This is a genomic window from Kitasatospora sp. NPDC036755 (assembly GCF_040636595.1).
Lineage (GTDB): Bacteria > Actinomycetota > Actinomycetes > Streptomycetales > Streptomycetaceae > Kitasatospora.
In genome coordinates this window covers 1-26,329 of record NZ_JBEZUT010000035.1, presented here as the reverse complement: position 1 = coordinate 26,329, position 26,329 = coordinate 1, and the positions used below count along the sequence as shown (strand labels likewise).

At 72.4% G+C, this 26,329-nt stretch carries 23 protein-coding genes and 2 pseudogenes; 19 read left to right on the top strand and 6 right to left on the bottom strand.

Annotation, left to right across the window (positions count from 1 at the left end):
* Nucleotides 1-39 precede the first annotated feature (39 nt).
* The gene (locus tag AB0E96_RS08225; RefSeq protein ID WP_359820060.1) at nt 40-1,248 is read right to left on the bottom strand and encodes an MFS transporter; all 1,209 of its coding nucleotides are present in this window, start codon (nt 1,246-1,248) and stop codon (nt 40-42) included.
* A gap of 484 nt (nt 1,249-1,732) precedes the next feature.
* Here AB0E96_RS08225 and AB0E96_RS08220 point away from each other — a divergent pair, with 484 nt between their 5' ends.
* Nucleotides 1,733-3,085 (top strand): dicarboxylate/amino acid:cation symporter, encoded by a 1,353-nt coding sequence (locus AB0E96_RS08220; RefSeq protein WP_359820057.1) that lies wholly within the window; start codon nt 1,733-1,735, stop codon nt 3,083-3,085.
* Nucleotides 3,086-3,384: 299 nt separating this feature from the next.
* On the opposite strand, the gene AB0E96_RS08215 is transcribed toward AB0E96_RS08220, so the two are convergent.
* Complete coding sequence (locus AB0E96_RS08215) at nt 3,385-3,588, bottom strand: cold-shock protein (RefSeq protein WP_316526772.1); 204 nt, start codon at nt 3,586-3,588, stop codon at nt 3,385-3,387.
* 456 nt (nt 3,589-4,044) lie between these two features.
* Between AB0E96_RS08215 and AB0E96_RS08210 the strand changes: the two genes are divergently transcribed.
* The 7 genes from AB0E96_RS08210 to AB0E96_RS08180 all read left to right on the top strand — a co-directional run bounded on the left by AB0E96_RS08210 (nt 4,045) and on the right by AB0E96_RS08180 (nt 12,291).
* Complete coding sequence (locus AB0E96_RS08210) at nt 4,045-4,878, top strand: menaquinone biosynthesis protein (RefSeq protein WP_359820088.1); 834 nt, start codon at nt 4,045-4,047, stop codon at nt 4,876-4,878.
* A 262-nt stretch (nt 4,879-5,140) separates the two neighbouring features.
* The gene (locus AB0E96_RS08205) at nt 5,141-6,877 is read left to right on the top strand and encodes a serine/threonine-protein kinase (protein ID WP_359820054.1); all 1,737 of its coding nucleotides are present in this window, start codon (nt 5,141-5,143) and stop codon (nt 6,875-6,877) included.
* A gap of 144 nt (nt 6,878-7,021) precedes the next feature.
* Complete coding sequence (gene mqnC, locus AB0E96_RS08200) at nt 7,022-8,242, top strand: cyclic dehypoxanthinyl futalosine synthase (protein ID WP_359820051.1); 1,221 nt, start codon at nt 7,022-7,024, stop codon at nt 8,240-8,242.
* 128 nt (nt 8,243-8,370) lie between these two features.
* Nucleotides 8,371-9,135 carry a hypothetical protein gene (locus AB0E96_RS08195; protein WP_359820048.1) on the top strand — a complete coding sequence of 255 codons (765 nt, stop codon included), beginning with the start codon at nt 8,371-8,373 and terminating at the stop codon, nt 9,133-9,135.
* Between the two features lie 246 nt (nt 9,136-9,381).
* Complete coding sequence (locus tag AB0E96_RS08190; protein WP_359820046.1) at nt 9,382-9,969, top strand: hypothetical protein; 588 nt, start codon at nt 9,382-9,384, stop codon at nt 9,967-9,969.
* 177 nt (nt 9,970-10,146) lie between these two features.
* The gene (locus AB0E96_RS08185; RefSeq protein ID WP_359820043.1) at nt 10,147-10,842 is read left to right on the top strand and encodes a demethylmenaquinone methyltransferase; all 696 of its coding nucleotides are present in this window, start codon (nt 10,147-10,149) and stop codon (nt 10,840-10,842) included.
* Nucleotides 10,843-10,980: 138 nt separating this feature from the next.
* Nucleotides 10,981-12,291 carry a geranylgeranyl reductase family protein gene (locus tag AB0E96_RS08180; RefSeq protein WP_359820041.1) on the top strand — a complete coding sequence of 437 codons (1,311 nt, stop codon included), beginning with the start codon at nt 10,981-10,983 and terminating at the stop codon, nt 12,289-12,291.
* Nucleotides 12,292-12,451: 160 nt separating this feature from the next.
* On the opposite strand, the gene AB0E96_RS08175 is transcribed toward AB0E96_RS08180, so the two are convergent.
* From AB0E96_RS08175 to AB0E96_RS08165, 3 genes are all read right to left on the bottom strand, one after another.
* Complete coding sequence (locus tag AB0E96_RS08175; RefSeq protein WP_359820038.1) at nt 12,452-12,808, bottom strand: MazG-like family protein; 357 nt, start codon at nt 12,806-12,808, stop codon at nt 12,452-12,454.
* Between the two features lie 177 nt (nt 12,809-12,985).
* Nucleotides 12,986-13,693 carry a peptidylprolyl isomerase gene (locus tag AB0E96_RS08170; RefSeq protein ID WP_359820036.1) on the bottom strand — a complete coding sequence of 236 codons (708 nt, stop codon included), beginning with the start codon at nt 13,691-13,693 and terminating at the stop codon, nt 12,986-12,988.
* An 84-nt stretch (nt 13,694-13,777) separates the two neighbouring features.
* Nucleotides 13,778-14,428, bottom strand: a complete 651-nt coding sequence (locus AB0E96_RS08165) for a TetR/AcrR family transcriptional regulator (protein WP_359820033.1) — start codon at nt 14,426-14,428, stop codon at nt 13,778-13,780.
* A gap of 95 nt (nt 14,429-14,523) precedes the next feature.
* Here AB0E96_RS08165 and AB0E96_RS08160 point away from each other — a divergent pair, with 95 nt between their 5' ends.
* Both AB0E96_RS08160 and AB0E96_RS08155 read left to right on the top strand, forming a co-directional pair.
* Nucleotides 14,524-15,189, top strand: coding sequence for a CatB-related O-acetyltransferase (locus tag AB0E96_RS08160; protein ID WP_359820031.1), 666 nt, complete (start codon nt 14,524-14,526; stop codon nt 15,187-15,189).
* Between the two features lie 176 nt (nt 15,190-15,365).
* Nucleotides 15,366-16,346: a DMT family transporter gene (locus AB0E96_RS08155; RefSeq protein ID WP_359820028.1), complete on the top strand. Its 981-nt coding sequence runs from the start codon at nt 15,366-15,368 to the stop codon at nt 16,344-16,346.
* Nucleotides 16,347-16,359: 13 nt separating this feature from the next.
* Here AB0E96_RS08155 and AB0E96_RS08150 read toward each other — a convergent pair whose 3' ends face one another.
* Complete coding sequence (locus tag AB0E96_RS08150) at nt 16,360-16,935, bottom strand: hypothetical protein (protein ID WP_359820025.1); 576 nt, start codon at nt 16,933-16,935, stop codon at nt 16,360-16,362.
* 197 nt (nt 16,936-17,132) lie between these two features.
* Here AB0E96_RS08150 and AB0E96_RS08145 point away from each other — a divergent pair, with 197 nt between their 5' ends.
* From AB0E96_RS08145 to AB0E96_RS08105, 9 genes and pseudogenes are all read left to right on the top strand, one after another.
* Nucleotides 17,133-18,218 carry a histidine kinase gene (locus AB0E96_RS08145; protein WP_359820022.1) on the top strand — a complete coding sequence of 362 codons (1,086 nt, stop codon included), beginning with the start codon at nt 17,133-17,135 and terminating at the stop codon, nt 18,216-18,218.
* A 38-nt stretch (nt 18,219-18,256) separates the two neighbouring features.
* A pseudogene (locus tag AB0E96_RS08140) lies at nt 18,257-18,955 on the top strand (response regulator transcription factor).
* 585 nt (nt 18,956-19,540) lie between these two features.
* Nucleotides 19,541-19,900 carry an NADH-quinone oxidoreductase subunit A gene (locus AB0E96_RS08135; protein WP_030060100.1) on the top strand — a complete coding sequence of 120 codons (360 nt, stop codon included), beginning with the start codon at nt 19,541-19,543 and terminating at the stop codon, nt 19,898-19,900.
* 128 nt (nt 19,901-20,028) lie between these two features.
* A complete protein-coding gene (locus AB0E96_RS08130; protein ID WP_074005520.1) occupies nt 20,029-20,583 on the top strand; it encodes an NADH-quinone oxidoreductase subunit B in 555 nt (184 codons plus the stop codon).
* On the top strand, nt 20,580-21,293 hold the full coding sequence (locus tag AB0E96_RS08125) for an NADH-quinone oxidoreductase subunit C (protein ID WP_359820020.1): 714 nt from the start codon (nt 20,580-20,582) through the stop codon (nt 21,291-21,293). The genes AB0E96_RS08130 and AB0E96_RS08125 overlap by 4 nt, the downstream gene beginning before the upstream one ends.
* The gene (locus AB0E96_RS08120) at nt 21,293-22,633 is read left to right on the top strand and encodes an NADH-quinone oxidoreductase subunit D (protein ID WP_359820017.1); all 1,341 of its coding nucleotides are present in this window, start codon (nt 21,293-21,295) and stop codon (nt 22,631-22,633) included. The genes AB0E96_RS08125 and AB0E96_RS08120 overlap by 1 nt, the downstream gene beginning before the upstream one ends.
* Entirely contained in the window at nt 22,630-23,415 is a 786-nt protein-coding gene (gene nuoE, locus AB0E96_RS08115; protein ID WP_359820014.1) for an NADH-quinone oxidoreductase subunit NuoE, read from the top strand. Before AB0E96_RS08120 ends, nuoE begins: the two co-directional genes overlap by 4 nt.
* A complete protein-coding gene (gene nuoF, locus AB0E96_RS08110) occupies nt 23,415-24,776 on the top strand; it encodes an NADH-quinone oxidoreductase subunit NuoF (RefSeq protein WP_359820011.1) in 1,362 nt (453 codons plus the stop codon). The genes nuoE and nuoF overlap by 1 nt, the downstream gene beginning before the upstream one ends.
* Nucleotides 24,773-26,284: pseudogene (locus AB0E96_RS08105) on the top strand (NADH-quinone oxidoreductase subunit G); the annotation flags it as partial. The gene nuoF and the pseudogene AB0E96_RS08105, both read left to right, overlap by 4 nt.
* Nucleotides 26,285-26,329 lie beyond the last annotated feature (45 nt).

The window sequence follows — 26,329 nt, the reverse complement described above, 5'->3', positions numbered from 1 at the left end:
GGCCAGACCGCCGGCGGGCGCAGTCGTTCGTGGGGTGGGTCAGCCCACCGGTACGGGCTGCGCGGCGGGGGCGAGCGGCGCCGGGTGGAACCAGCGTCGGGCGCCGAACAGCAGCAGCCCGCCGAGCGCGATCCCGCCGACCGCGCAGAGCGCCACCGGGCGCAGCGAGTCCTCGGCGAGCTTGCCGGAGACTGCGTAGCCGAGTGAGTTGCCGGTGGCGAACAGCGTCACCAGCCAGGCGAAGGCCTCGGTGACGGTGCCGGTCGGCGCCAGTTCGGCTACCAGGACGAACGCCGCGGCCAGCAGCGGGGCCAGCATGATCCCGGAGAGGAAGGCCAGCGCGGCCATCGGGTACGGCCCGGGCAGGGCGACCAGCGGCAGGTAGGAGACGGCCATCGCGAGGGCCATCATCCAGGTGCGGGTGGCCGTGGTCTGCCGCCAGGTGACGGTGCCGTAGGCGAGCGCGCCGAGCAGGCCGCCGAGCGCGGCCAGGGCCAGCAGGGTGCCTCCGCCGCCGGGCAGGGTGCCGACGTGGCGCTCGGCGTAGGCGATGAACAGCACGTTCTGCGCGCCGACCGCCCAGCCGGCGCCGGCCAGTCCGACCAGTAGCAGTACCAGTCCGGGGGAGCGCAGCGGCCCGAGCAGTCCGGCGGACTCCGCCCGTTCCGGGGCGCGCCAGGCCCGGGCGGGTCCGGTGGTGGCGACGACCAGGGCGCCGGCGAGTCCGAGCCCCGCGGCCACCCAGAGCGCGGCGAGCGGGCTGAACAGTCCGGAGATGGCGGCGACGGCCAGCGGGCCGGCCACGTAGAGGATCTGCTGGGAGGCCGAGTCGAAGGCGTACGCGGTGTCGAGCTGCTCCTCCTCGACCACGTCCGGCCAGAGCGAGCGCAGGCAGGGCTCCAGCGGGGGCATGGCGAGGCCGGCGATCGCGGCCCCGACGGGTGCGCCGATCGCGGAGCCGGGGGCGAGGGCGAGCAGGGCGTACCCGCCGCCGGCCACCACGGCGGAGGCGAGCAGGACGCGGGGCTGTCCGGTGCGGTCCACGATCCGGCCGAGCACCGGCCCGCCGATGGCGGCGGCGATCGCGTAGGCGGAGGTGGCCAGCCCGACCCGGCCGTACGCCACTCCGGCGTCGCGCAGGGCGAGGGCGATGACGAGGGCGGTCATGCCGGCGGGCAGACGGCCGAGCAGGGTGCCGAGCAGCAGGCGGGTGACGTGCGGGGCGCGGAGCAGGGCTAGGTAGCCCATCGGCGTCCTCTCCGGGTGGGCTGGCAGGGGCGGGGGCGCCGTCAAAGTTATACGTATAACTGCTCGCCGGTCAATCGGGCCGGTCAGTGGATCTGATGGGACGTCAGCTTCGTTCGTGTCCGGAGTCCGGGTCCGCGGCGGGGCCGGGAAGGGTGGGAACCTCAGGTCATCTCAAACAAGTACTTTGAACATCTCAAACCTTTGCTGCTAACGTATCGGCCATGACAGCCTCAGACGCACTGCGGATGCACGGCCCGGGCCCGCTGCCCGGTGCCCCCCGCCCGTGTGCTCTGGCCGGTGCTGTGGACGGTCCGCGCCGTTGTCGCGCGATGTGCTGCACGTCCCCGAGCTGCCGCATGTCCCCGAGCTGTACCGGGGCGGCACGCCCCTGACCGGGGCCGACCCTTCCGTCCGGCCCCGCGCCGTGCCGCCCGCTCCGCCCCCACCTCACCGTCGCAACGCCCTCCCCCGGAGACGCTCCCCCATGTCCACAGCGCCCGAGGCGACCTCGTCGCCGTCCGTGCTCGCCCGCATCCGCAAGACGCCCTTCTGGGTGCAGATCGTCGCCGGCCTCGTGCTCGGTGTCGGCCTCGGCTACCTGGCCCGTGCCGCCGACATCTCCTGGCTCGCGACCACCCTGGAGACCATCGGCAAGATCTTCGTCCAGCTGCTCAAGCTGGCCGTCCCGCCGCTGGTGTTCACCGCGATCGTGGTGAGCGTCGCCAACCTGCGCAACGTGACCAACGCGGCCCGCCTGGCCACCCGCACGCTGCTCTGGTTCATGATCACCTCGCTGATCGCGGTCGGCATCGGCATCGGCCTGGGCCTGCTGACCAACCCGGGCGAGGGCACCAACCTGAAGACCGAGGGCCTCAAGGCGCTCGACTCCAAGGGCACCTGGATCGACTTCCTGACCGGGATCTTCCCGACCAACATCGTCGACTCCTTCGCCAAGGTGAACGTCCTCCAGATCGTCTTCCTGGCGGTCGTGGTCGGCGCGGCGATCATCAAGCTCGGCGCCAAGGCCGAGCCGGTGCTCAAGCTCAGCGAGTCCGTGCTGGAGCTGACCCAGACCGCGCTGTGGTGGGTCATCCGGCTCTCCCCGCTCGGCACCCTCGGCCTGATCGGCAAGTCCGTCGCCAAGTACGGCTGGGACCTGCTGAAGCCCTTCGCCACGCTGACCCTGGACATCTACCTCGGCTGCGCGCTGGTCATGTTCGTCGTCTACTCGCTGGTGCTGCGCTTCGCCGCCGGGCTCAACCCGCTGCACTTCTTCAAGGGCGCCTGGCCGGCGATCCAGCTGGCCTTCGTCTCCCGCTCCTCGGTCGGCACCCTGCCGGTCACCCGCCGCGTCACCGAGCGCCTCGGCGTCCCGAGCGAGTACGCGTCCTTCTCCGTGCCGTTCGGCGCCACCACCAAGATGGACGGCTGCGCCTCGATCTACCCGGCCGTCGCCGCGATCTTCGTCGCCCAGGTCTTCAACATCGAGCTGGGCATCAAGGACTACATCCTGATCGCCTTCGTCTCGGTGGTCGGCTCGGCCGCCACCGCGGGCCTCACCGGCGCGATCATCATGCTGACGCTGACCCTGTCCACCCTGGGCCTGCCGCTGGAGGGCGTCGGCCTGCTGCTGGCGATCGACCCGATCCTGGACATGATGCGCACCGCGACCAACGTGGCCGGTCAGGTCGTCGTGCCGATCGTGGTCGCCGCCCGGGAGAAGATCCTGGACGTCGCCGCCTACAACAACCCGTCCGGTGACCTGTACGACGAGGACGCGAAGCCCGTCGCCGTCGCCGGTCAGGGCGCCAAGGCCGCGGCCGCGGCGACGGCCTGAGGCTCGTCCGGCTCCCGGCCCGGCCGCTCGGCCGGTGGCCGGATGTCCGATCGAACGCCAGAGGGGACGTTCGATCGGCGTGACGGAAAGGGCCCTCTCCCGGTGACGGGGGAGGGCCCTTTCCGCATTCCTCTTCTCCTGCTCCGCATGCGAACTCCGAGCGGAGGTGTTCGAAAAGGCAGGGGGCCCGCCGGATGGGCGGGCCCCCTTGGGTACTGCTCTTGTGCTCATGGTGGCGGCTGTCGGGAGCCGCCGACGGACCCGTGCGGGTCCCGAGCGATCAGATCATCAGAGGATGGTCAGACAGCGCTGACGTTCTCCGCCTGCGGGCCCTTCGGACCCTGGGTGACGTCGAAGGTGACCTGCTGGTTCTCCTCCAGCGAGCGGAAGCCGTTCGCGTTGATGGCGGAGTAGTGAACGAAGACGTCGGGGCCGCCGCCCTCCTGGGCGATGAAGCCGAAGCCCTTCTCAGCGTTGAACCACTTGACGGTTCCCTGAGCCATGCCGTTCTCCTTGCGATGCGTGTCGGGGGCCACACCGTGTGGCACCCGGTCCGCTGCGCTGATCGCCCTGCCTCCGGACGTGTCCGAAATTTTTCGATATTGCTGAAAAACTACAAAAAGCCTGCGGTTACATGCTCCGCAGGCTTCAAGTACTGCAAGGGGAATCAAACTGCAACTGAGGGCAACGCTAGCATGCGGCCGCTGTGACGACCAGAGGTCACTTACGGCGTGGAAGGCGCGTGTCGTAAGGGCGGTGGCGAGTGCGGAAAGCCGCCCGGGCGGCGCGCGAGGGCGTGTCGGGTGGCCGGTGCGAGCCGCCGGGAACAGCAGGCATACGCTGCGTGGAGGCACGAACAGCAAGGGAGCGGCGCAGTGGCAGCACCGGAAGCAAGAACACCGGACGCGCGGACGCGGGAGCCCCGACAGAACACTCCGGTCAGGCCGCGGGTCGGCCACATCCAGTTCCTGAACTGCGTACCCCTCTACTGGGGGCTCGCCAGGACCGGCAACCTGCTCGATCTGGACCTCACCAAGGACACCCCGGAGAAGCTGAGCGACCAGCTCGTCGACGGCACCCTGGACATCGGCCCCATCACCTGCGTCGAGTACCTGCGCAACGCCGACGACCTGCTGGTCCTGCCGGACATCGCGGTCGGCAGCGACGGCCCGGTGATGTCCTGCCTGATCGTGAGCAAGGTGCCGCTCGCCGAGCTCGACGGCCGCCGGGTCGCCCTCGGCTCCACCAGCCGCACCTCCGTACGGCTCGCCCGGCTCCTCCTGGAGGAGCGCGAGGGCGTACGCCCGGACTACTTCAGCTGCCCCCCGGACCTCAGCGCGATGCTCGCCGAGGCCGACGCCGCCGTCCTGATCGGCGACCCCGCCCTGCGCGCCTACCTCGGACAGGCCGCCGACCTCGGGCTGACCGTCCACGACCTCGGCGAGATGTGGAAGGAGTGGACCGGCCTGCCGTTCGTCTTCGCGGTCTGGGCGGTGCGGCGCGAGTTCGCCGAACGAGCCCCGGAGCTGACCGCCGCGGTGCACCGGGCCTTCCTGGAGTCCCGCGACCTGTCGCTGGTGGAGGCCGCCAAGGTCGCCGAGCAGGCAGCCCGCTGGGAGGCCTTCGGGGCGGACGTGCTGGAGCGGTACTTCAGCGAGGCGCTCGACTTCTCGCTCGGCGGGCGGCAACTGGCCGGCGTCGCGGAGTTCGCCCGGCGGGTCGCGCACGACAGCGGGTTCGCCCCGGACGTCGCGGTGCGGCTGCTGGAGCCGGCGGCGCTGCCGCTGGGGTAGTGGGGGTGCGGGACCGGCCCGGGACTGCGGCGCCGGTGCCCGTCCCGCTCGCCCGGTCCCGGTTTCGGTCCCGGCCCCGCGCCCCGGCCTCGCGCCCGGTCCCGGCCCCGCTCGAAGGCGGGGCGGGGCCGGGCCGGGGCCGGTACGGTCTGCACCCGAGGCGCGTCCGGTGGTCGGCCGGTGGTCGGTCCATGATCGGCGGGACGTGCGGCCGGACGGACGGCCGGCCGGTCGGGCGGGCGGGCGAGGGGAGCGTGCGGGCATGCGGGCACTGGGGTCGGACGATCCGCGCCAGGTGGGCGGCTACCGGCTGCTGCGGCGGCTCGGCTCGGGCGGGATGGGCCGGGTCTACCTCGGCCGGACGGCCGGCGGGCGCACCGTCGCCGTCAAGGTGGTGCGGTCGGAGCTCGCGGACGACGCCGAGTTCCGTGCCCGGTTCCGGCAGGAGGTGGCCGCCGCCCGGAGGGTCGGCGGCACCTGGACCGCGCCCGTGCTGGACGCCGACACCGAGGGCGGGCAGCCCTGGGTCGCCACCGGCTACGTGGCGGGCCCCGCGCTCGGCGACGCCGTCCGGACGTACGGGCCGCTGCCCGAACCGGCCGTGCGCTCACTCGGCACCGGACTGGCAGGGGCCCTGGACCACGTCCACGGGCTCGGCCTGGTGCACCGGGACGTCAAACCGTCCAACGTGCTGCTCACCCTGGACGGACCGCGGCTGATCGACTTCGGGATCGCCCGGGCGCTGGACGCCGCCGGCGGCCTCACCCGTTCGGGCTATGTGGTTGGTTCACCCGGCTTCATGTCACCCGAACAGGCGAACGGGCAGCCGGTCGGTCCGGCCGGGGACGTCTTCTCGCTCGGCGCCGTCCTCGCCTTCGCCGCGACCGGCGTGCACCCCTTCGGGGAAGGCGTCAGCGCGGCGGTGCTGCTCTACCGGGTGCTGCACGAGGAACCGGACCTGGCCGGGCTGCCGGAACCGCTGCGCGGGACCGTCCTCGACTGCCTGGCCAAGGACCCGGCCGCCCGTCCCACCCCGCGGCAGCTGCGCGCCCGGCTGGACCCGGACGGCACGGCGGCCGTCCGGCTGTCGCGGGGCGGCTGGCTGCCGGCCGAGCTGGCGGCGGGGGTGGGGCGCAGCGCGGTGGAGCTGCTGGACCTGGAGGGGGAGCCTGCTCCGTCCGGGGCGGCGCCGGGAGAGGTGACAGCGTCGCCGGCGGAGGCGGTGCGGACTCCGACCTCCGTGTCCGGGGCCGCCGGGGCGGAGGGGGAGGGAGCGCACCCGCCGCTGTGCGCGGGCGTGGGGGCCGAGCCCGCGAAGGCACGGCCGCGGCGCGTCCGGATCGCCGCGGTGGCCGCGGCGGCGCTCGTGGTGCTCGGCGGCGGGTACGGGCTGTACGGGTGGCTCCACCGGGCCGATCCGGCGGTGTCGGGGCCCTCGGTGCGGCCGTTGCCGGAGGTCTCCGTCGATCCGGGTCGGGCCGTCCTGCCGAGCGGCGCCCTCGCCTCCGGGGCGGCTTCGGCCTCCGGGGCGGCACCGGCCTCCGGTGTTCCGGGGAGTGCGACGGCCTCCGTTCCGGGTGAGGCGTCGAGCGGGCCTGGTGGGCCTGGCGGGCCGAGCGTGGTGCCCGCCGCCTTCCTGGGCACCTGGAGCGGGGACGTGGTCACCGACAAGGGGCTGCCCGGCGGGACCACGACGCTCACCATCCGTCCGGCGGCGATCGGTCAGGAGGGCGCCACCAGCCGCAACGCCGTCTCCGGGCTGATCCCGCTCAGCTGCGAGGGCTCCTGGACGCTCTCGTCGGCCACCCCCACCCGGCTGGTGTTCCACTCCCGGCTGGTCCGCTCCTCGATCCCCGGCGCCTGCACCGGCGGCTCCGACGCGGAAACGCTCACCCTCCAGTCCGACGGGACGATCCGCTTCACCTCCGCCGACCCGCCGGCCGGGAATCCGGCCGGCACGATGCGCAGGACGAACGGAACGAACGGGACGGGAGGCTGAGAGGGGCGGGTCGGCCAGGGTCGGCCAGGGTCGCGCCGGGGCGGTCCGTGCGCAGTTCAGCGGGCTGGCGCGGGCGGCGGAACGCGCTGGCGTAGGCTGGTTCGGCCGTACCCGAGTTGCACTTGAGAGAGAGAAGGCCGCCAGGTGACCGAGCTCGCAGCGACCACCCTCGATGCGTCCAGCACCGACCTGAAGGCCGTGCTCGACCGGGCCGCCGCCGGTGGCCGGATCACCCCGGAGGAGGCGCTGGAGCTCTACCGCTCGGCGCCGCTGCACGCGCTCGGCTCCGCCGCCGACGCGGTGCGCCGCCGTCGCTACGCGGGTACCGAGCACATCGCGACGTACATCATCGAGCGCAACATCAACTACACCAACGTCTGTGTGACGGCGTGCAAGTTCTGCGCCTTCTACGTGCCGCCGAAGAGCGACAAGGGCTGGTCCCGGGAGCTCGACGAGATCCTGCGCCGCTGCGCCGAGACGGTCGAGCTGGGCGGCACCCAGATCATGTTCCAGGGCGGCCACCACCCGGACTACGGCGTGGAGTACTACGAGCGCGCGTTCTCGGCGATCAAGGCCGACTTCCCGCAGCTGGTGATCCACTCGCTGGGCGCCTCCGAGGTCGAGCACATGGCGCGGATCTCGGGCGTCTCCGTCGAGGAGGCCATCACCCGGATCCACAAGGCGGGCCTGGACTCCTTCGCCGGCGCCGGCGCCGAACTCCTGCCGGAGCGGCCGCGCAAGGCGATCGCCCCGCTGAAGGAGTCCGGCGAGCGCTGGCTGGAGATCATGGAGATCGCCCACGGCCTCGGCGTGGAGTCCACCTCCACCATGCTGATGGGCACCGGCGAGACCAACGCCGAGCGGATCGAGCACCTGCGCATGATCCGCGACGTGCAGGACCGCACCGGCGGCTTCCGGGCGTTCATCCCGTACACCTACCAGCCGCAGAACAACCACCTCAAGGGCTTGACCCAGGCCACCGTCTTCGAGTACCTGCGGATGATCGCGATCGCCCGCCTGTTCCTCGACAACGTCGCCCACATCCAGGGCTCCTGGCTGACCACCGGCAAGGAGGCCGGCCAGCTGTCGCTGCACTACGGTGCTGACGACCTCGGGTCCGTGATGCTGGAGGAGAACGTCGTCTCGGCGGCGGGCGCCAAGCACCGCTCCAACCTCACCGAGCTGATCCACCTCATCCGGGCCGCCGACCGCGTTCCGGCGCAGCGCTCGACCACGTACGAGCACCTGCGGGTGCTGGACGACCCGGCCAACGACCCGGTCGACCCGCGGGTCGCCTCGCACATCGCCTCCACGGCGATCGAGGGCGGCACCGCGCACCCCGAGCTGAAGATCCTGGACAACTGATCCCGCCGCGGCTTCCGTAGCCCGTCGGTGCCGGTGCCGGTGCTGTCCGTGCCGTCGGTGCCGGTGCCGGTGCCGGTGCCGTTGCTGTCCGTGCCGTTGCTTTTGCCGCTGACGTGGAAGGCGCTGTTGTGCTGACCCTGCACCGGGCGGCGTTCGTGCTGCCCGACCCGGCCGATCCGACCGCCCCGTCCATCGCCGACGGGGCGGTGGTCGTGCGCGGTGAGCTGGTGGAAGCCGTCGGGCCGTACGAGGAACTGGCGGCCGCGCACCCGGGCGCCCGGGTGCGGGACTGGGGAGAGGCCGTGCTCGCCCCCGGGCTGCGCAACCCGTACGGGCACTGGCTGCTGGAACGCGCGTACCACCCGGATCCGCGGGAGGAGATCGGCGTCGAGCCGGTGGCGGACGGGCCGGCGGGCTGGTCGGCGGGCGCGGCGGCGGGCGCGGCGGTCGGCCCTGCGGACGAGGCGCGGTGCGGGGCCAGCGCGCGGCGGGGGCTCCAGCGGATGCTCGGGTACGGGGTGACGGCGGTGACCGGGCCCTTCGAGCGGACCTCGGTGCGGACGGCGGTGGCGCGGTCGGGGATCGTGGGGCTGCCCGGTCCTTCCGCCGTGGCCGGTGGGCCGGGTGGCGGCCCGCGCGGTGATTCGGACAACGATTCGAGCGGTGATTCGGGCGGTGATTCGGGCGGCTCCGGGGTGGGGCCGCTGGACCCGCTGGCCGTCCTGCCGTTCGCGGAGGCCGTGTACGGACGGGTGGCGGCCGGGGGGCGGGCGGACTTCGCGGTGTTCCCGGTCGCGGTGCCCCCGGGCGCGGGGCGCGGGGGCGTCGAACCGGCGGCGGGCGGGTGCCTGGCCACGGTGCTGGGTGGGCGGTTGGTGTACCGCCGACGGTGAGACGGTCGTCACGGCAGGTGTGACGTACTCGTTGGTAGGCGGATTTCCTTGTGGCGCACGGGACTTCCTTCGTGTGCACCCGAACTCCGGTGCCGGTGGCGGAGAGTGATTGCCCCTTCGCCGTGACCTGAGGGCCCGCCAGCGGATACGATCCCGGACAGCTCACTACCCTCACCACACCACCGCCCGCGCCCGCGGGTGGCGGGGCCGTGTCCCCGGCCCCGAAGGCAAGCCAGGACAGGAACCATGCGAACCGCGACCGTTCCCCCGCCGCGCACCCCGCGGATGGGCCGTGGTTGGTACCTCGCCGCCGTGCTCAGCGCCGTGCTGGCCGTCGGCATGTGCCTGCTGGGTTGGCGCCAGGCCGACCAGGCCGACCGGATCGAGGCGCACCCGGTGAGAGTCGAGGGCGTCGTCACCCAGCTCCCGACCGGCGGCGGCACCTACAGCGCCGTCAGCTACCGGGCCGGCGGCGAGCCGTACACCGCAGCCGCGCTGCCGCTGTCGGACGCCGCCAAGCTCGGCGACGCGGTCTGCCTGGAGCACGCCGCCGACGACCCGGGCGCGGTGCGGATCTGCGGAGACACCTACCCGCAACCGGTCGGCGTGGGCCTGGCCCGGTTCAGCGTGCCGGTGGCCGTGGTGCTCTTCGTGATCTGCGTGCTGCGCATCCGACGGCACCACAAGGCGCTCGCGGTCCGCGGCGGGCAGGGGAAACTGGCCGCCAACCTCGCACTGGCGACGGGGGCGCTGGCGGACGGGATGCCCGCGATAACCCACGGCAAGCGGTCCCGCCGGCGGCGCCGCGCGGGCGGGCGGCGCGCCCAGCACTGACGGGGCGCGCGCCGGGTGGGTGCCGGGTGGGGGCCGGGTGGCCCGGGTGCGTGGCCCGGGTGCGTGGCCCGGCGGGGCTGCTCCGAGATGCGGCCGGGGCCGCGGCGGGCCCGGCTCCGGGCGGGGCCGGCGTGCCCCGTTGGTCGGGGCGTCCGTGCGAGGGTGAACAATGGGGGCGTGACCCGAGCCTCTCTGGACAAGCAGCCGCACGAAGTCGCCGCCATGTTCGACGACGTCGCGGCCAAGTACGACCGCACCAACGACGTGCTCTCCCTCGGCCAGGCCCGCGCCTGGCGCCGGGCGGTGGCCGAGGCGGTGGACGCCGGGCCGGGGGACATCGTGCTCGACCTCGGGGCCGGCACCGGCACCTCCTCGCTGCCCTTCGTCGAGGCCGGGGCGAAGGTCGTCCCCTGCGACTTCTCGGTCGGCATGCTCACTGAGGGCAAGCAGCGCCACCCCGAGCTGGCGCTCACCGCCGGCGACGCCACCCGGCTGCCGTTCGCGGACGACACCTTCGACTCGGTGACGATCTCCTTCGCCCTGCGCAACGTCCAGGACACCGACGCGGCGCTGAGCGAGATGCTGCGGGTCACCAAGCCCGGCGGCAAGCTGGTGATCTGCGAGTTCTCCACCCCGACCTGGACGCCGTTCCGGACGGTCTACACCGAGTACCTGATGCGCGCGCTGCCGCCGGTGGCCACCGCTGTCAGCAGCAACCCGGAGGCGTACGTCTACCTCGCCGAGTCCATCCGGGCCTGGCCGGACCAGCCCGGACTGGCCGCCAAGCTCCAGGACAACGGCTGGTCGAAGGTCGCCTGGCGGAACCTGACCGGCGGGATCGTCTCGCTGCACCGCGGCTACAAGATCGCTTAGTCGGGGGGCGGGGTCGGGGGCCGAGGCCGGAGCTGGGTGCGGGGTCGGGGGCGGGGGCGCAACCGGCGACGTGAGCGGAACTAGACTGCCGGAGGCAAAGCCGCCGTCCCCCAGCCGCAGTTCCAGGAGTGTGTCCACGTGTCCGAGACCGCAGCCGATCTGACGAAGCCGGACAGCCCCGTGGAGAGCACGGCCGACGTCATCGTGGTCGGTGCGGGCCCGGCCGGCGCCACCACCGCGTACTACCTGGCCCAGGCCGGCCTGGACGTGCTGCTGCTGGAGAAGACCGCCTTCCCGCGCGAGAAGGTGTGCGGCGACGGTCTGACCCCGCGCGCCACCAAGCAGCTGGTGGACATGGGCATCGACGTCTCCACCGAGAACGGCTGGCTGCACAACAAGGGCCTGCGCATCATCGGCGGCGGCGTCCGGCTGGAGCTGGACTGGCCCGAGCTGTCCTCCTTCCCCGACTACGGCCTGGTGCGCAAGCGCGCCGACTTCGACGAGCTGCTGGCCCGTCAGGCCGAGAAGGCCGGCGCGCGGCTCTACGAGCGCTGCAACGTCAGCGGGCCGGTCCTGGACGAGCGCACCGGCCGGATCGTCGGCGTCACCGCCAAGCTCGGCGACGAGAAGCGGCCGGTCACCTTCCGGGCCCCGCTGGTGGTCGCCGCCGACGGCAACTCGACCCGGCTCTCGCTCGCCATGGGCCTGCACCGGCGCGAGGACCGCCCGATGGGCGTCGCCTACCGCACCTACTTCACCTCGCCGCGCCACGACGACGACTACCTGGAGTCCTGGCTGGAGCTGTGGGACACCCGGGGCAGCGAGCGCAAGCTGCTGCCCGGGTACGGCTGGGTCTTCGGCATGGGCGACGGCACCTCCAACGTCGGCCTCGGCATCCTCAACTCCTCGCCGGCGTTCGGCGAGCTCGACTGGCGCGAGGTGCTCAAGGCCTGGTGCGCCGGCATGCCGGAGGAGTGGGGCTACACCCCGGAGAACATGACCGAGCCGATCCGCGGCGCCGCGCTGCCGATGGCCTTCAACCGGCAGCCGCACTACACCCGCGGGCTGCTGCTCGTCGGCGACGCGGGCGGCATGGTCAACCCGTTCAACGGCGAGGGCATCGCCTACGCGATGGAATCCGGCCAGATCGCCGCCGGAGTCATCGTGCAGGCCCTCGCCCGGGTCACCGACGGCGGCCGCGAGCGCGCCCTCCAGGCCTACCCGCGCATCCTCAAGGACGTGTACGGCGGCTACTACACCCTGGGCCGCGCCTTCGTGAAGCTCATCGGCAACCCCAAGGTGATGCAGATCGCCACCCAGCGCGGGCTCACCCACCCGATGCTGATGCGCTTCACCCTCAAGCTGCTCGCGAACCTCACCGACCCGCAGGGCGGCGACGCGATGGACCGCGTGATCAACGGCCTCGCCAGGGTCGCGCCGAACGCCTGAGGCCGCGTGAACGCCCGGGGCCGGGCGGACACTCGGGGTCGCGTCGCCCGGGGTGGCGTGAGCGCCCGGGGCCGGGCGGACGCCTGAGGCCGGGCGTCCGCCCTGTTCTGGCCTGCTTTGCCCTGCCCGCCCGAGGGGGCGGCGGAACAGGAGCGTGCGGCTACAGCTCGTCGGCCGCCGGGCGTGCTTCCGGTGCCTGGCGGGAGGCGGCGGAGCGCTGCTCGACGTAGGCGAGGCGTTCGGAGAAGATCCGGGCCGCGTCGGGGGTGAGGGTCCTCAGGGCGACGAGGGCGGAGAAGACGACGTCGCAGAGCTCGTGCTGGACGTCCTCCCAGGTGTGGGTGACGCCCTTGCGTGGGTTCTGGCCGGTGGCGCCGATCACCGCCGCACCGACCTCGCCGATCTCTTCGGACAGCTTGAGGATCCTCAGCAGCCGCTCCTCCTGGGGCGACAGCGTGCTCTGCTCGTCCAGCCATGCGACCAGGTGGTCGACGCTCTCCCAGATCCGGCTGTCCATGCGGCGTTGCTCCTGCTCCCATGCGGTGTCGTTGGTGCTGCCACCGTACGGGAGTGAGGCCGGGGGCCGAGACCGGGGCTGCTCGGGAGCGGGGTGTGCTGGAACGGGGCGAGCTGGCGCGGGTGGGAGCGGGACGGGCGGGCGAGCGGGCGGGCCGGGGCTGTCCGGCCCGCCGGGTCAGCGGGTGCTGATCTTCACGTTGCGGATGTTCACCGGGAGGTTGGGGAAGCCGTCGCCCGGGTTGTTCTGGTCGTCTTCGCCACCGGCGGCGATCTTCTGGAGGACGTCCAGGCCGGCGGTGATCCGGCCGAACGGGGTGTAGGCGGGGGAGAGCTTGGTGTCCTTCCAGACGAAGAAGAACTGGCTGCCGTTGGTGTTCGGGCCGGCGTTGGCCATGGCCACGGTGCCGGCCGGGTAGGTGGCGCCGGTCAGGTTCTCGTCCGGGAAGGAGTAGCCCGGACCGCCGCTGCCCGTGCCGGTCGGGTCGCCGCACTGGAGGACGTAGATCCGCTGGGTGGTGAGGCGGTGGCAGTGGCTGCGGTCGAAGTAGTCGTGCTCGGCGAGGAAGCGGAACGAGAAGGTGGTGCAGGGCGCCTTGTCGGTCAGCGCCTCGAAGGTGATCTGGCCCTGGCTGGTTCGCAGTGTCGCGCGGTAGGGCTTCGCCGCCTTCTTGGCGTCGAACACCGGGATGCCCTTGAAGTTGTCGGCCGGGACGGCCGGTGTGTAGGTGCAGCCGGCGGTGGGAGCGGCGGCCGCGGGGGTGTCCGCGATGGCGGTACCGGTGCTCGCCATGAGTGGGAGGACGGTGGCGGCGGCGACCAGCGCCCAGTGCTTGCGGTTCACGTGACGGGCCTTCCGGGGGGTGGTGGACGGCGGGGTTGTCATGGGTGCATCATCCACGGCCGGGTGGGGATGCGGTAGGGGTTGGGGCGGCCGTTGCTCCTCGGGCGGCTGTGCTGTGATGGTTTGTCAGTTCTGCCCCGGGGTGGTCGTGGTGGGCGCGAAGAGTCCGGCGCGGGCAGCCAGGGCGGCGGCATCGGCGGCCCGTTCGGCGGCGTGGGCGTCCAGCGGTTCGCCGGAGACGAAAAGGCGGTAGTAGAGCGGCGCGGTGGCGGCCCGGACCACCTCGGCGCCGTCCGTCCCGGGCGGCAGTTCTCCTCGGGCGACGGCCCGTTCGGCCACCTCGGCGGCCTGGCGGTGGCGGGCCGCGAAGAAGGCTCGCAGGGCGGCCGCGCCGGTGTCCGAGCGCTGGGCGGCGGAGATCAGCGCGGTCGGTGTGGGGCCGAGCTCCGGGTCGGTGAAGACGCTGAACACCTCCTGGGTGATCCGGCGGAGGTCCTGCTGGAGGTCGCCGGTGTCGGGCAGGGGCCACGGCTGATCAGCGGAGGTGGTCAAGGCGTCGGCGACCAGGCCGTCCACCCCGCCCCAGCGCCGGTAGAGGGTCGCCTTGTGGATGCCGGAGCGGGTGGCGACCGCCTCGACGGTGAGGCCGGCGTACCCCTTCTCGGTGACCTCGGCGAGCGTGGCGGTGACCACCTCCGCCCGGACCCGGGCGCTGCGGCCGCCCGGGCGCGGGGTGGGGGTGTGGGGCTCCGGTGTGGGGTGAGGTGCTTCAGTCAAAGTCGACTCCAGTCGCGTTAAGGCTTGCCGCAGGGTGGCGGGCGTGCGATGCTCATCGTAATGCGACTTAAGTCGCATTACGAGAGGAGCCTTGCGTGTCCGCCACCGTCATCCCCGACCCCACCGCCCTCCACCCGCTCGCCGACCACGACCGCGTCGTCCTGCTGCGCCCGCTCCTCACCGACCCGCGGATCGAGGTCGGTGAGTACACCTACTTCGACGACCCCGACGGAGCCACCCGCTTCGAGGAGCGAAACGTCCTCTACGCCTTCGGCCCCGAGCGGCTGGTGATCGGCAAGTACTGCGCGATCGCCACCGGCACCCGGTTCCTGATGGCCGGTGCCGCCCACCCGACCATCGGAGTCTCCACCTTCCCCTTCACCATGTTCGGCGGCAGTTGGACGGAGCGGACCCTCGACATCGTCACGGGCCTGCCCAGCCGGGGCGACACCGTGGTCGGCAACGACGTCTGGTTCGGCCACGGGGCCACCGTCCTGTCCGGCGTCCGGATCGGCGACGGCGCGATCATCGCCGCCGGAGCGGTGGTCACCTCCGACGTCGAGCCGTACACCGTCGTCGGGGGCAACCCGGCCCGCCCGATCCGTCGCCGCTTCGACGACGCCGACATCGCGCGCCTGCTCCGCGCGGCCTGGTGGGACTGGCCGGCCGAGCTGGTCACCGAGCACGTCCGCGCCATCATGTCCGGCACCCCGGCCGACATCGAGGCGATCGCCGCGGCGAACGGTCTGCTCGCCGCCTGACCCACCCGTGCCCGTGCAGGGCATTGATCACCGGCGGCCCGATGCGCGAAGATGGCGCCCCCTTGCTCCGCGCTCCACCCCGTTCGCCGCCGGGCCTTCCGCCCGGCTCCAGGGTCCGTCCGACGTTGTACGGCACTCGCACCCGCCGGTTCCGTCCGTTCGGAGGGATCTTTCGCATGCCAGCCTCCATGTCCGGCCTGTCCGAGGGCTCGCCCTCGCCGGCCCTTCGTGATCTTCCGGTCCTGCTCGTGGCCGTGGTGTGGGGGTCGAGCTTCCTGGCCGTCCAACGGGTGGCCGAGCCCGGGACGGTCGTGGCCATGCTCGTGCTGCGGTTCGGGTTGGTGCTGCCGCTGCTCGGGGTGCTCGCCTGGCGTGCCCTGCGGCGACTGAGTCGCGCCGAATGGCTCGGCGGCGCCGCCCTGGGGCTGGTGCTCAGCGGGATCTTCCTGCTGGAGACCTATGGCGCCGTACACACCTCCGCGACCAACGCCGGGCTGATCATCAGCCTCGCGATGGTGCTCACCCCGCTCGGTGAGAGCGCCCTCGGCCGGACCGCACCGCCGAAGGCCTTCCTCGCGGCGGCCGGGCTGGCCGTCCTCGGCGTCGCCCTGCTCACCGGCGACGGCGGGCTGCGCCCTCCGACGCTCGGTGATGCGCTGGTGCTGGGCGCCGCCTTCGTCCGCTCGGCGTTCGTCCTGGCGACGGCCCGCACCCGGGCCGTCCGGGACACGGACATGCTGGCCCTGACCTGGGTCCAGCTCGCCGTGGCCACCGCGGTGTTCGCCGTCGTGGCGCTGTCCGTCGGGCCCGCACCGTGGACCGTCGCGCGCTCGTACGGGGCCGGCCAATGGGCCTGGCTGCTGCATCTGTCCTTGCTCTGCACCCTGTTCGCCTTCTTCGTCCAGGTGTGGGCTGTCCGGGCCACTTCACCGTCCCGGGTGAGCCTGCTGCTCGGCACCGAGCCGCTGTGGGCCGCCGTCTTCGGGATCGCCGTGGCCGGGAACCGGATGGGCCCGCTCACGCTGCTCGGCGGAGCCCTGGTGCTCGTCGCGACCGAGTGGGGCCGGCGCACCGCTCCCGGGCCGGGCCCGGCCAAGGGCGGGAGCCCGGGCGGGGCCGATACGGAGGGCGCGAGCGCGGAACCGGCCCCGGTGTGAACCACCGCCTTCGTCACCGGCGCGGCCGCCGCGTCCTGCGGGCGTAGTCGAGGGCGACCGCACCGAGCAGCGGGCCCCAGGCGACCAGGGGCAGGTAGGCGAGTGTCATCACCACGGCGGCGAAGCCGGTCGGTGACCCGGGCTCGGTCAGGTTGTGGGCCCAGCGGCCGAACAGCCCCTCCATGCCGAGGACCGTGAGCACCACCGCCCCCAGCAGCGCCGGGACGACCGCCGCGAGCGGCCGGACCCGACGGCCGCCTATCAGCGGGATCCATCGGGGTGTGACCAGCCCCCAGGGCCGGACCAGCCCCAGGGTCAGGAAGGCCAGCGACTCGGCCAGGGCGCTCAGCGCCACGCAGTAGACCGTGCCCCAGCCCGGCTGGTGCTCGGCGAAGGCCGCGGCCGTCGCGCCGCTGAATCCGACCGGGACGCCGAAGCCGAAGACGATCCGCCACAGCCCGGAGGGGACGGTGGTGAGGACGGCGGCCCCGGCGGCGATCCGGGCCCAGCGCGGCGCGGGCGGGACGACCGGGGCGGTGGACCCGATCCGGTGGGCGGTGCCGCGGGCGTTGATCACGAGCTTCGACATGGCGGTGGGCTCCTCTCGGCTCCGGCCTCCGCGGCCGGTGCGATGACTCAAGACTGGAGGCCCGCCGGGGGTTTGCGGCAGATGCCGATCGGGCTGTTCCTCCTGCTCAACCGGCCTTTGAAATATGCCGATCGGCACAGGTGCGCCGCCCTGGCGGCGTCGTAGTGTGACGGCATTCGAGGAGTCGGGGAGAGGTGATGACGATGACTCAGGTCCTGGCCGGGATCGTCCTGGCCCTGGTGCCGCCGGCCTGGGCGGCGCGGGGGCGATACGGCGCGGCGTCCGTGACGATGGCGCTCGGGGCGGCGTCGGCCGCGGTCACGGTCGCCGTCTGGGGCCTCGGCCGCTGGACGGAGGGGCAGCGCTGGGCGGGGCTGCTGGGCCTGGCCGAGCTCGCCGTCCTGCTGCTGTCGGTGGCCGTCAGCCTGCGCACCGAGGACGGCCCGTGGTGTGCGGGGGCCGCCTGGACGGCGTGCGGAGCGGTCGCCCTCTGGCCGTCCCGGTTCGCCTTCGTCGAGGGGCCCGCGGACACGCTCACGCTCTTCGGGTTCGGCTCGATGCTCTCCCTGCCGGCCGTCCTGGTCGGGCTCTACCTCCGGGGCCTGGACGAGGGGCGCAACCGGGCGGTGGCCGAGGCCAGGCGGGCACAGCGGCTCGAACTGGCCCACGACCTGCACGACTTCGTGGCGCACGACGTCAGCGGCATGGTCGCCCAGGCCCAGGCCGGGGCCTACCTGGCGGGGATCGATCCGGCCGGGGCGGCCGAGATGTTCCGGCGAATAGAGCAGGCCGGGCAGCGGGCGTTGGCCTCGCTGGACCGGACGGTGCAGCTGCTGCGCAGCGAGGAGGGCGGCGGCCGGGGCCCCCTGCCAGGGCTCTCCGAACTCGCCGAGGTGGCCGAGCGGTTCACCGCGACGGGTGGTGCCGAGGTCCGGTTGGAGCTGCTGGATGAGCCGGTGCCGCGCGAGGTGGAGGGCACGGTCCACCGGATCGTGGTCGAGTCCCTGACCAACGTCCGGCGGCACGCTCCGGCCGCGCGGGTCGTCGAGATCCGGGCCCGGCGCAGCGGTGGACGACTGGAGCTGACGGTGACCAGCGACGGTCGGGCGCCGGGTGCGGCGGGTCGGCCGCGCCGGGGTGGCGGCAGCGGGCTGCCCGGGCTGGCGGCCCGGGTGGAGGCCCTCGGAGGTTCGCTGGAGGCCGGTCCGCACGAGCGGGAGGCCTGGAGGGTGACGGCGGTGCTGCCGCTGGAGGAGGCCGACGCACGGCCGGCGGGATCGTAGAAGCCGATGAGGGTCGGCAACGGGGAGGTGGTGCGGGTATGGGGAATGGCACAGGGCCGGTTCGGATCCTGATCGCGGACGACCAGGCGGATGTCCGCAGCGCGTTCCGGATGATCCTGGACGTCCAGCCGGACATGGTGGTGGTGGCGGAGGCGGCGGACGGTGCCGCAGCGGTGGCGGAGGCACGGAGGCTGCGACCGGACGTGGTGCTCGCGGACATCAGGATGCCGAAGCTCGACGGCCTGGAGGTCACACGACAGTTGGCCGATCAGTGCAAGGTGATCGTGGTGACCACCTTCGACCTGGACGAGTACGTGCACACGGCGCTGCGGCACGGGGCGGCCGGGTTCCTGCTGAAGCGGTCGGGGCCGGTGCTGCTGATCGAGGCGGTCCGGGCGGCGATGGCCGGGGACGCGTTGATCAGTCCGCAGGTCACCGTCCGCCTCCTGCGGCACATGGCACTCCCGGGTGCCGAGCCGAAGCCCGGGCCGGGCGCCAAGGCGGCCGCGGCGGTACCGTAGTCGGCGGCCGGGCCGGCGGAGGAACTGACCGCGAGGGAAAGAGAGATCGCGGAGCTGGTGGCGGACGGTGCGACCAACGCCGAGATCGGCGCAGGGCTGTTCATCTCACCGGGGACGGTGAAGAACCACCTCGCCAACGTCCAGCGCAAGATCGGAGCGCGCAACCGGGTGGGCATCGCGGCCTGGGTCTGGGAGCAGGAGACGGGCCGCCGGTAACCGGCCCGACCCGAGGGGACGTGGCCCGGGACGGTGGCCGGCACGCGGCCCCGGCCCGTGGTTCGGGCCGCCGGGCCCCGGGTGGCGGGAGGGCGTAGAAGTGCGCCTGGCGGAAGGCACGGAACGAGGGAGATGAAGCCCGCCCGACGACGGGTTCGCGCGCTTGTGAACGAAGGGTCAAGCGAGCGTTCGGCCCCCCGCCACCCCTGCGAGTGAGCCGCTATAACACGTCAACATGACGCCCGGAAATTTGCTTCGGTCGGCGCATAGTTGATATAGGAACGTGCCCCTGACCAGCCGCTTCACAAGTAAATGCGACTGCTTGTGATCGTTTGACTGCTTTGCGTCGACAAATCTGGGCATGTTCGCATTCGACCCCATTCACAGGGTGTCGTAGATCACAAAGATGGCGATGAACTGCGTGTCGCAGATCACAAGCCGACGGGCATAGGATGCGCTCGTTCCAGGGTTTGTGAACTGCCTCACATGAGGTGGATCTCGGGAACTGGAACGCGGGTTCACCTCTACGTGACCCGCCGGTTCCGATCTGCAGTCAAGGACGACTGGACGGAGGGAGCGGGGGCTATGAATGCCTACGCGCCGATCCTCGTACTCGGTGCCATCGCGGCGGCGTTCGCGGTCGGCTCCGTCGTGATGGCCTCACTCACCGGCCCCAAGCGCTACAACCGGGCCAAGTTGGAGGCGTACGAGTGCGGCATCGAGCCGACCCCGCAGCCCGTGGGCGGCGGTCGGTTCCCGATCAAGTACTACCTGACGGCGATGCTCTTCATCGTCTTCGACATCGAGATCGTCTTCCTCTACCCCTGGGCGGTGACCTTCGACGCCCTGGGGATCTTCGGGCTGGTCGAGATGCTCCTGTTCATCGCCACCGTCTTCGTCGCTTACGCGTACGTGTGGCGGCGCGGTGGCCTGGAGTGGGACTGAGCGCGGAGCGGTCCGAGCGCGGGGTGGCGACCCCACCCGCCCGCCGGCTGCGCGCCCGCTTGTGAACGAGCGGACAAGCCAGAACCGGCCCACGTATCAGAGGACTTGAGGGCATTGAGAGGGATCTGATGGGAATCGAGGAGAAGCTGCCGAGCGGCTTTCTGCTCACGACCGTGGAGACGGCCGCCGGCTGGGTGCGCAAGGCGTCACTCTTCCCGGCCACCTTCGGTCTGGCCTGCTGCGCGATCGAGATGATGACCACCGGGGCGGGCCGCTACGACCTGGCCCGGTTCGGCATGGAGGTCTTCCGGGGCTCCCCCCGACAGGCCGATCTGATGATCGTGGCGGGCCGGGTGAGCCAGAAGATGGCCCCGGTGCTGCGCCAGGTGTACGACCAGATGCCCAACCCCAAGTGGGTCATCTCGATGGGCGTCTGCGCCTCGTCCGGCGGGATGTTCAACAACTACGCGATCGTCCAGGGCGTCGACCACATCGTCCCGGTGGACATCTACCTCCCCGGCTGTCCGCCCCGTCCGGAGATGCTGATGGACGCCATCCTGAAGCTGCACGACAAGATCCAGCACGAGCCGTTGGGCGTGAACAGGCGCCGGGCCGAGGAACTGGGCGAGGCGCTCGCCCTCAAGGCCACCCCGATCAGCGAGATGCGGGGGCAGCTGCGATGAACGACCAGGTACCCGAGACCCGCCGCGAGCAGCCGGTCCGCGAGATCCCGGTCGAGGTGGTCGGCCGCCGCCAGGGCATGTTCGGCGCCAAGGGCAGCGGCGACACCTCGGGCTTCGGCGGTCTGGCCGCCCCGATCGCGCTGCCCGGTCCGAGCGAACGCCCGTACGGCGGCTGGTTCGACGAGGTCGCCGACGAGCTGGAGGGCGCCCTGGAGGAGAAGGGCCTGGACCCGGCCGAGGTGATCGAGCGGACCGTGGTCGACCGGGGCGAGCTCACCTTCCACATCGAGCGCGAACACCTCTCGGCGACCGCCCGCATCCTGCGCGACGACCCGGCGCTGCGCTTCGAACTCTGCCTGGGCGTGAGCGGCGTGCACTACCCGGGGGACAAGGGCCGGGAACTGCACGCGGTCTACCACCTGCGGTCGATCACCCACGGCCGGCTGATCCGGCTGGAGGTCACCGCGCCCGACGCGGACCCGCGCATCCCCTCCGTGGTGAGCGTCTACCCGACCAACGACTGGCACGAGCGCGAGGCCTACGACTTCTTCGGCCTGGTCTTCGAAGGCCACCCCGCGCTCACCCGGATCATGATGCCGGACGACTGGCTGGGCCACCCGCAGCGCAAGGACTACCCGCTCGGCGGCATCCCCGTCGAGTACAAGGGCGCCCAGATCCCGGCTCCCGACCAGCGGAGGTCGTACAGCTGATGAACACCCAGCACTATGGAGAGACCGAGGAAGCGGACGCCCGCGACACCACCGAGGGCCGGGTCTTCACCGTCACCGGCGGTGACTGGGGCGAGGTGGTCGAGGCGGTCGGCCGGGCCGACGACGAGCGCATCATCGTCAACATGGGCCCCCAGCACCCGTCCACCCACGGCGTGCTGCGGCTGATCCTGGAGATCGACGGGGAGACGGTGAAGGAGGCCCGCTGCGGCATCGGCTACCTCCACACCGGCATCGAGAAGAACATGGAGTTCCGCAGCTGGGTCCAGGGCACCACCTTCGTGACCCGCATGGACTACCTGACCCCGCTGTTCAACGAGACCGCCTACTGCCTGGCGGTCGAGAAGCTGCTCGGCATCACCGACGACGTCCCGGACCGCGCCAACGTCATCCGGGTGATGATGATGGAGCTCAACCGGATCGCCTCGCACCTGGTCTGCCTGGCCACCGGCGGCATGGAGATCGGCTCCACCACCCTGATGATCTACGGCTTCCGGGACCGCGAACTGATCCTGGACGTCTTCGAGCTGGTCACCGGCCTGCGCATGAACCACGCGTACGTGCGCCCCGGGGGCCTGGCCCAGGACCTGCCGCCCGGCGCCGTCGACCAGATCCGCGAGGCGGTCAAGGTCTTCCGCTCCCGGATGCACGAGTACGACAAACTGGCCACCGGCAACCCGGTGTTCAAGGCCCGTCTGGTCGACGTCGGCTTCCTGGACCTGCCCGGCTGCCTGGCCCTCGGCGCCACCGGCCCGATCCTGCGCGCCACCGGCCTGCCGCACGACCTGCGCAAGACCGACCCGTACTGCGGCTACCAGGACTACGACTTCGAGGTCGCGATCGCCGACAGCGCCGACTCCTACGGGCGCTTCCTGATCCGGCTGGAGGAGATGAAGCAGTCGCTGCGCATCGTCGAGCAGTGCCTGGACCGGCTGCGGCCGGGCCCGGTCATGGTGGCCGACAAGAAGATCGCCTGGCCCGCCCAACTGGCCGTCGGCCCGGACGGGATGGGCAACTCCCTCGACCACATCCGGAAGATCATGGGCACCTCGATGGAGGCCCTGATCCACCACTTCAAGCTGGTCACCGAGGGTTTCCGGGTCCCGGTCGGCCAGGCGTACGCGGCGGTCGAGTCGCCCAAGGGCGAGCTGGGCGTGCACGTGGTCAGCGACGGCGGGACGCGCCCGTACCGGGTCCACTTCCGGGACCCGTCGTTCACCAATCTGCAGACGATGGCGGCGATGTGCGAGGGCGGCCAGGTGGCCGACGTGATCGTCGCGGTGGCCGGGATCGACCCGGTGATGGGAGGCGTGGACCGGTGACCAACGTCGAACTCGGACTGCCGGCACTGCCGGCCGCACCGTACCCCGAGGAGGTGCACGCCAGGCTGGCCGCCGACGCCGCCGAGCTGATCGCCCGCTACCCGCAGTCCCGGTCGGCGCTGCTGCCGCTGCTGCACCTGGTGCAGGCAGAGGAGGGCTTCGTCAGCCCGACCGGGATCCGCTTCTGCGCCGAGCAGCTGGACCTCACCACCGCGGAGGTCACCGCGGTCGCGACCTTCTACACCATGTACCGGCGCCGTCCGGCCGGGAAGTACCACGTCGGGGTCTGCACCAACACGCTGTGCGCGGTGCTCGGCGGCGACCAGATCTTCGCCGAGCTACAGGAGCACCTGGGCATCCGCAACAACGAGACCACCGAGGACGGCGAGCTCTCGATCGAGCACATCGAGTGCAACGCGGCCTGCGACTACGCACCGGTGGTGATGGTCAACTGGGAGTTCTTCGACAACCAGACCCCGGACAGCGCCCGGCAGCTGGTCGACGACCTGCGCGCGGGCCGCGAGGTCCGGCCCACCCGCGGCGCCCGGCTGTGCGGCTTCAAGGAGACCGCCCGGATCCTGGCGGGTTTCCCCGACGAGCGCCCGGGTGCCAACGACGAGTCCGGCGCCGGCGGCGCACCGTCCCTGGCCGGCCTGCGGCTGGCCCGCGGCGAGGCCCTGCCCGGTGCCCCCGGCACCAAGGTCGTCGCCCCCCGCCCCGAGTCCCCCCGCCCGGAATCCCCCCGTCAGGCGGGTACAGGCCAGGAAGGGAGCGAGGCGTGATGACCTCCGCCGAGCCGGCCGAGAAGCTGCTCACCCCGGTCCTGTCCGACTCCTGGGACGACAGCCGCCCCTGGACGCTGGACACCTACCGCCGGCACCACGGCTACGAGGGCCTCAAGGCGGCCCTCGCCATGCCGCCGGACGACGTGATCGCCCTGGTCAAGGACGCAGGGCTGCGCGGTCGCGGCGGCGCCGGCTTCCCCACGGGCATGAAGTGGCAGTTCATCCCGCAGAACGACGGCAAGCCGCACTACCTGGTGGTCAACGCGGACGAGTCCGAGCCGGGCACCTGCAAGGACATCCCGCTGCTGTTCGCCAACCCGCACGCGCTGATCGAGGGCATGATCATCGCCTCCTACGCGATCCGCTGCGACCACGCCTTCATCTACCTGCGCGGCGAGGTCGTCCCGGTGCTGCGCCGGCTGCACGCGGCCGTCGCCGAGGCGTACGCGGCGGGGCTGCTGGGCCGGAACATCCTCGGCTCGGGCGTCGACCTCGACATCACCGTGCACGCCGGTGCCGGCGCCTACATCTGCGGTGAGGAGACGGCGCTGCTGGACTCGCTGGAAGGCCGCCGCGGCCAGCCCAGGCTGCGGCCGCCGTTCCCGGCGATCGCCGGCCTGTACGCCTGCCCGACGGTGGTCAACAACGTCGAGTCGATCGCCTCGGTGCCGCCGATCCTGTCCCGCGGCAAGGAGTGGTTCAAGGCCCTGGGCACCGAGAAGTCCCCGGGCTTCACGCTCTACTCGCTCTCCGGCCACGTCACCAACCCCGGCCAGTACGAGGCCCCGCTCGGCGTCACGCTGCGCCAGCTGCTGGACCTCAGCGGGGGCGTCCGCGCCGGGCACCGGCTGAAGTTCTGGACCCCGGGCGGCTCCTCCACCCCGATGTTCACCGACGAGCACCTCGACGTCCCGCTGGACTACGAGGGCGTCGGGGCGGCCGGCTCGATGCTCGGCACCAAGGCGCTCCAGGTCTTCGACGAGACCACCTGCGTGGTGCGGGCCGTCACCCGCTGGACGGAGTTCTACGCCCACGAGTCCTGCGGCAAGTGCACGCCCTGCCGCGAGGGCACCTACTGGCTGGTCCAGCTGCTGAAGCGGATCGAGGCGGGCGAGGGCGTCGACGGGGACCTGGAGAAGCTCCTCGACATCGCCGACAACATCAACGGCAAGTCCTTCTGCGCGCTGGGCGACGGCGCGGCCAGCCCGATCGTCTCCTCGCTCCAGCACTTCCGGGCCGAGTACGAGCAGCACCTGGCCGAGCGCCGCTGCCCGTTCGACCCGGCCGCCTCCACCGTCTGGGCCGACGGCCCCCGCCCCGGCCACCAGTCCGCCACCGAAAGGGAGGTGCACGCGTGACGATCACAGAGCCAACCGCCTCCGAGACCGCGGTCGAACTGGTCACGCTCACCATCGACGGCGTCGAAGTGCGGGTCCCCAAGGGAACGTTGGTGATCCGGGCCGCCGAGACCATCGGCACCCAGATCCCGCGTTTCTGCGACCACCCGCTGCTCGACCCGGCCGGCGCCTGCCGCCAGTGCATCGTCGAGATCGAGGGCCAGCGCAAGCCGGTCGCCTCCTGCACCATCCCGGTGGCCGAGGGCATGGTGGTGCGCACCCAGCTCAGCTCGCCGGTGGCCGAGAAGGCCCAGCGCGGCGTGATGGAGCTGCTGCTGATCAACCACCCGCTGGACTGCCCGGTCTGCGACAAGGGCGGCGAGTGCCCGCTGCAGAACCAGGCGATGACCAGCGGCGCCGCCGACTCCCGCTTCGAGGGCATGAAGCGCACCTACGAGAAGCCGGTGCCGATCAGCAGCCAGGTGCTGCTGGACCGCGAGCGCTGCGTGCTGTGTGCGCGCTGCACCCGCTTCTCGCAGCAGATCGCCGGGGACCCGTTCATCGACCTGGTGGAGCGCGGGGCGCTGCAGCAGGTCGGCACCGGCGAGGGGGACGACTTCGAGTCGTACTTCTCCGGGAACACCATCCAGATCTGCCCGGTGGGCGCGCTGACCTCGGCGGCGTACCGGTTCCGCTCGCGTCCCTTCGACCTGGTCTCCTCGCCGAGCGTGTGCGAGCACTGCGCCTCGGGCTGCGCGCAGCGGACCGACCACCGGCGCGGCAAGGTGCTGCGCCGGCTGGCCGGCGAGGACCCGGCGGTGAACGAGGAGTGGAACTGCGACAAGGGCCGCTTCGCCTTCCGCTACGCCCAGCAGCGCGACCGGCTGACCACCCCGCTGGTGCGGGTGGACGGCGAGCTGGTGCCGGTCTCCTGGCCGGAGGCGCTGGCCCGGGCGGCCGAGGGGCTGCGCGGGGTCCGCGCCGGCGTGCTGGCGGGCGGCCGGGTGACGGTCGAGGACGCCTACGCGTACGGGAAGTTCGCGCGGGTGGTGCTGGGCACCAACGACGTCGACTTCCGGGCCCGTCCGCACAGCGACGAGGAGGCGGACTTCCTCGCCGCGGCGGTGGCCGGCCGGGGCGTCGACGTGGACGGCACCGGGGTGGCCTACGAGGACCTCGACCGGGCGCCGGTGGTGCTGCTGGCGGGCTTCGAGCCGGAGGAGGAGTCGCCGATCGTCTTCCTGCGGCTGCGCAAGGCGACCCGGGCGACGGGCCTGAAGGTGTTCTCGGTGGCCGCGTTCGGCTCGCGGGGCCTGGCGAAGCTGCGCGGCGCGCTGCTGCCGGCCGCCCCCGGCACCGAGCCGGAGTGGTTCGCGGCGCTGGCGGCGGACGAGCCGCTGAACGACGACGCGGGCCGGGCGGCCGAACTGCTGCGCGCGCCGGGTGCGGTGATCCTGGCGGGCGAGCGGCTGGCAGCTGTCCCGGGCGGCCGACCAGCAACTCCATCTACCAGCAGATCGGCTACCGGCCGGTGGAGGACTCCCTGATCGTGGACTTCCACCGGCGGTAGCGGC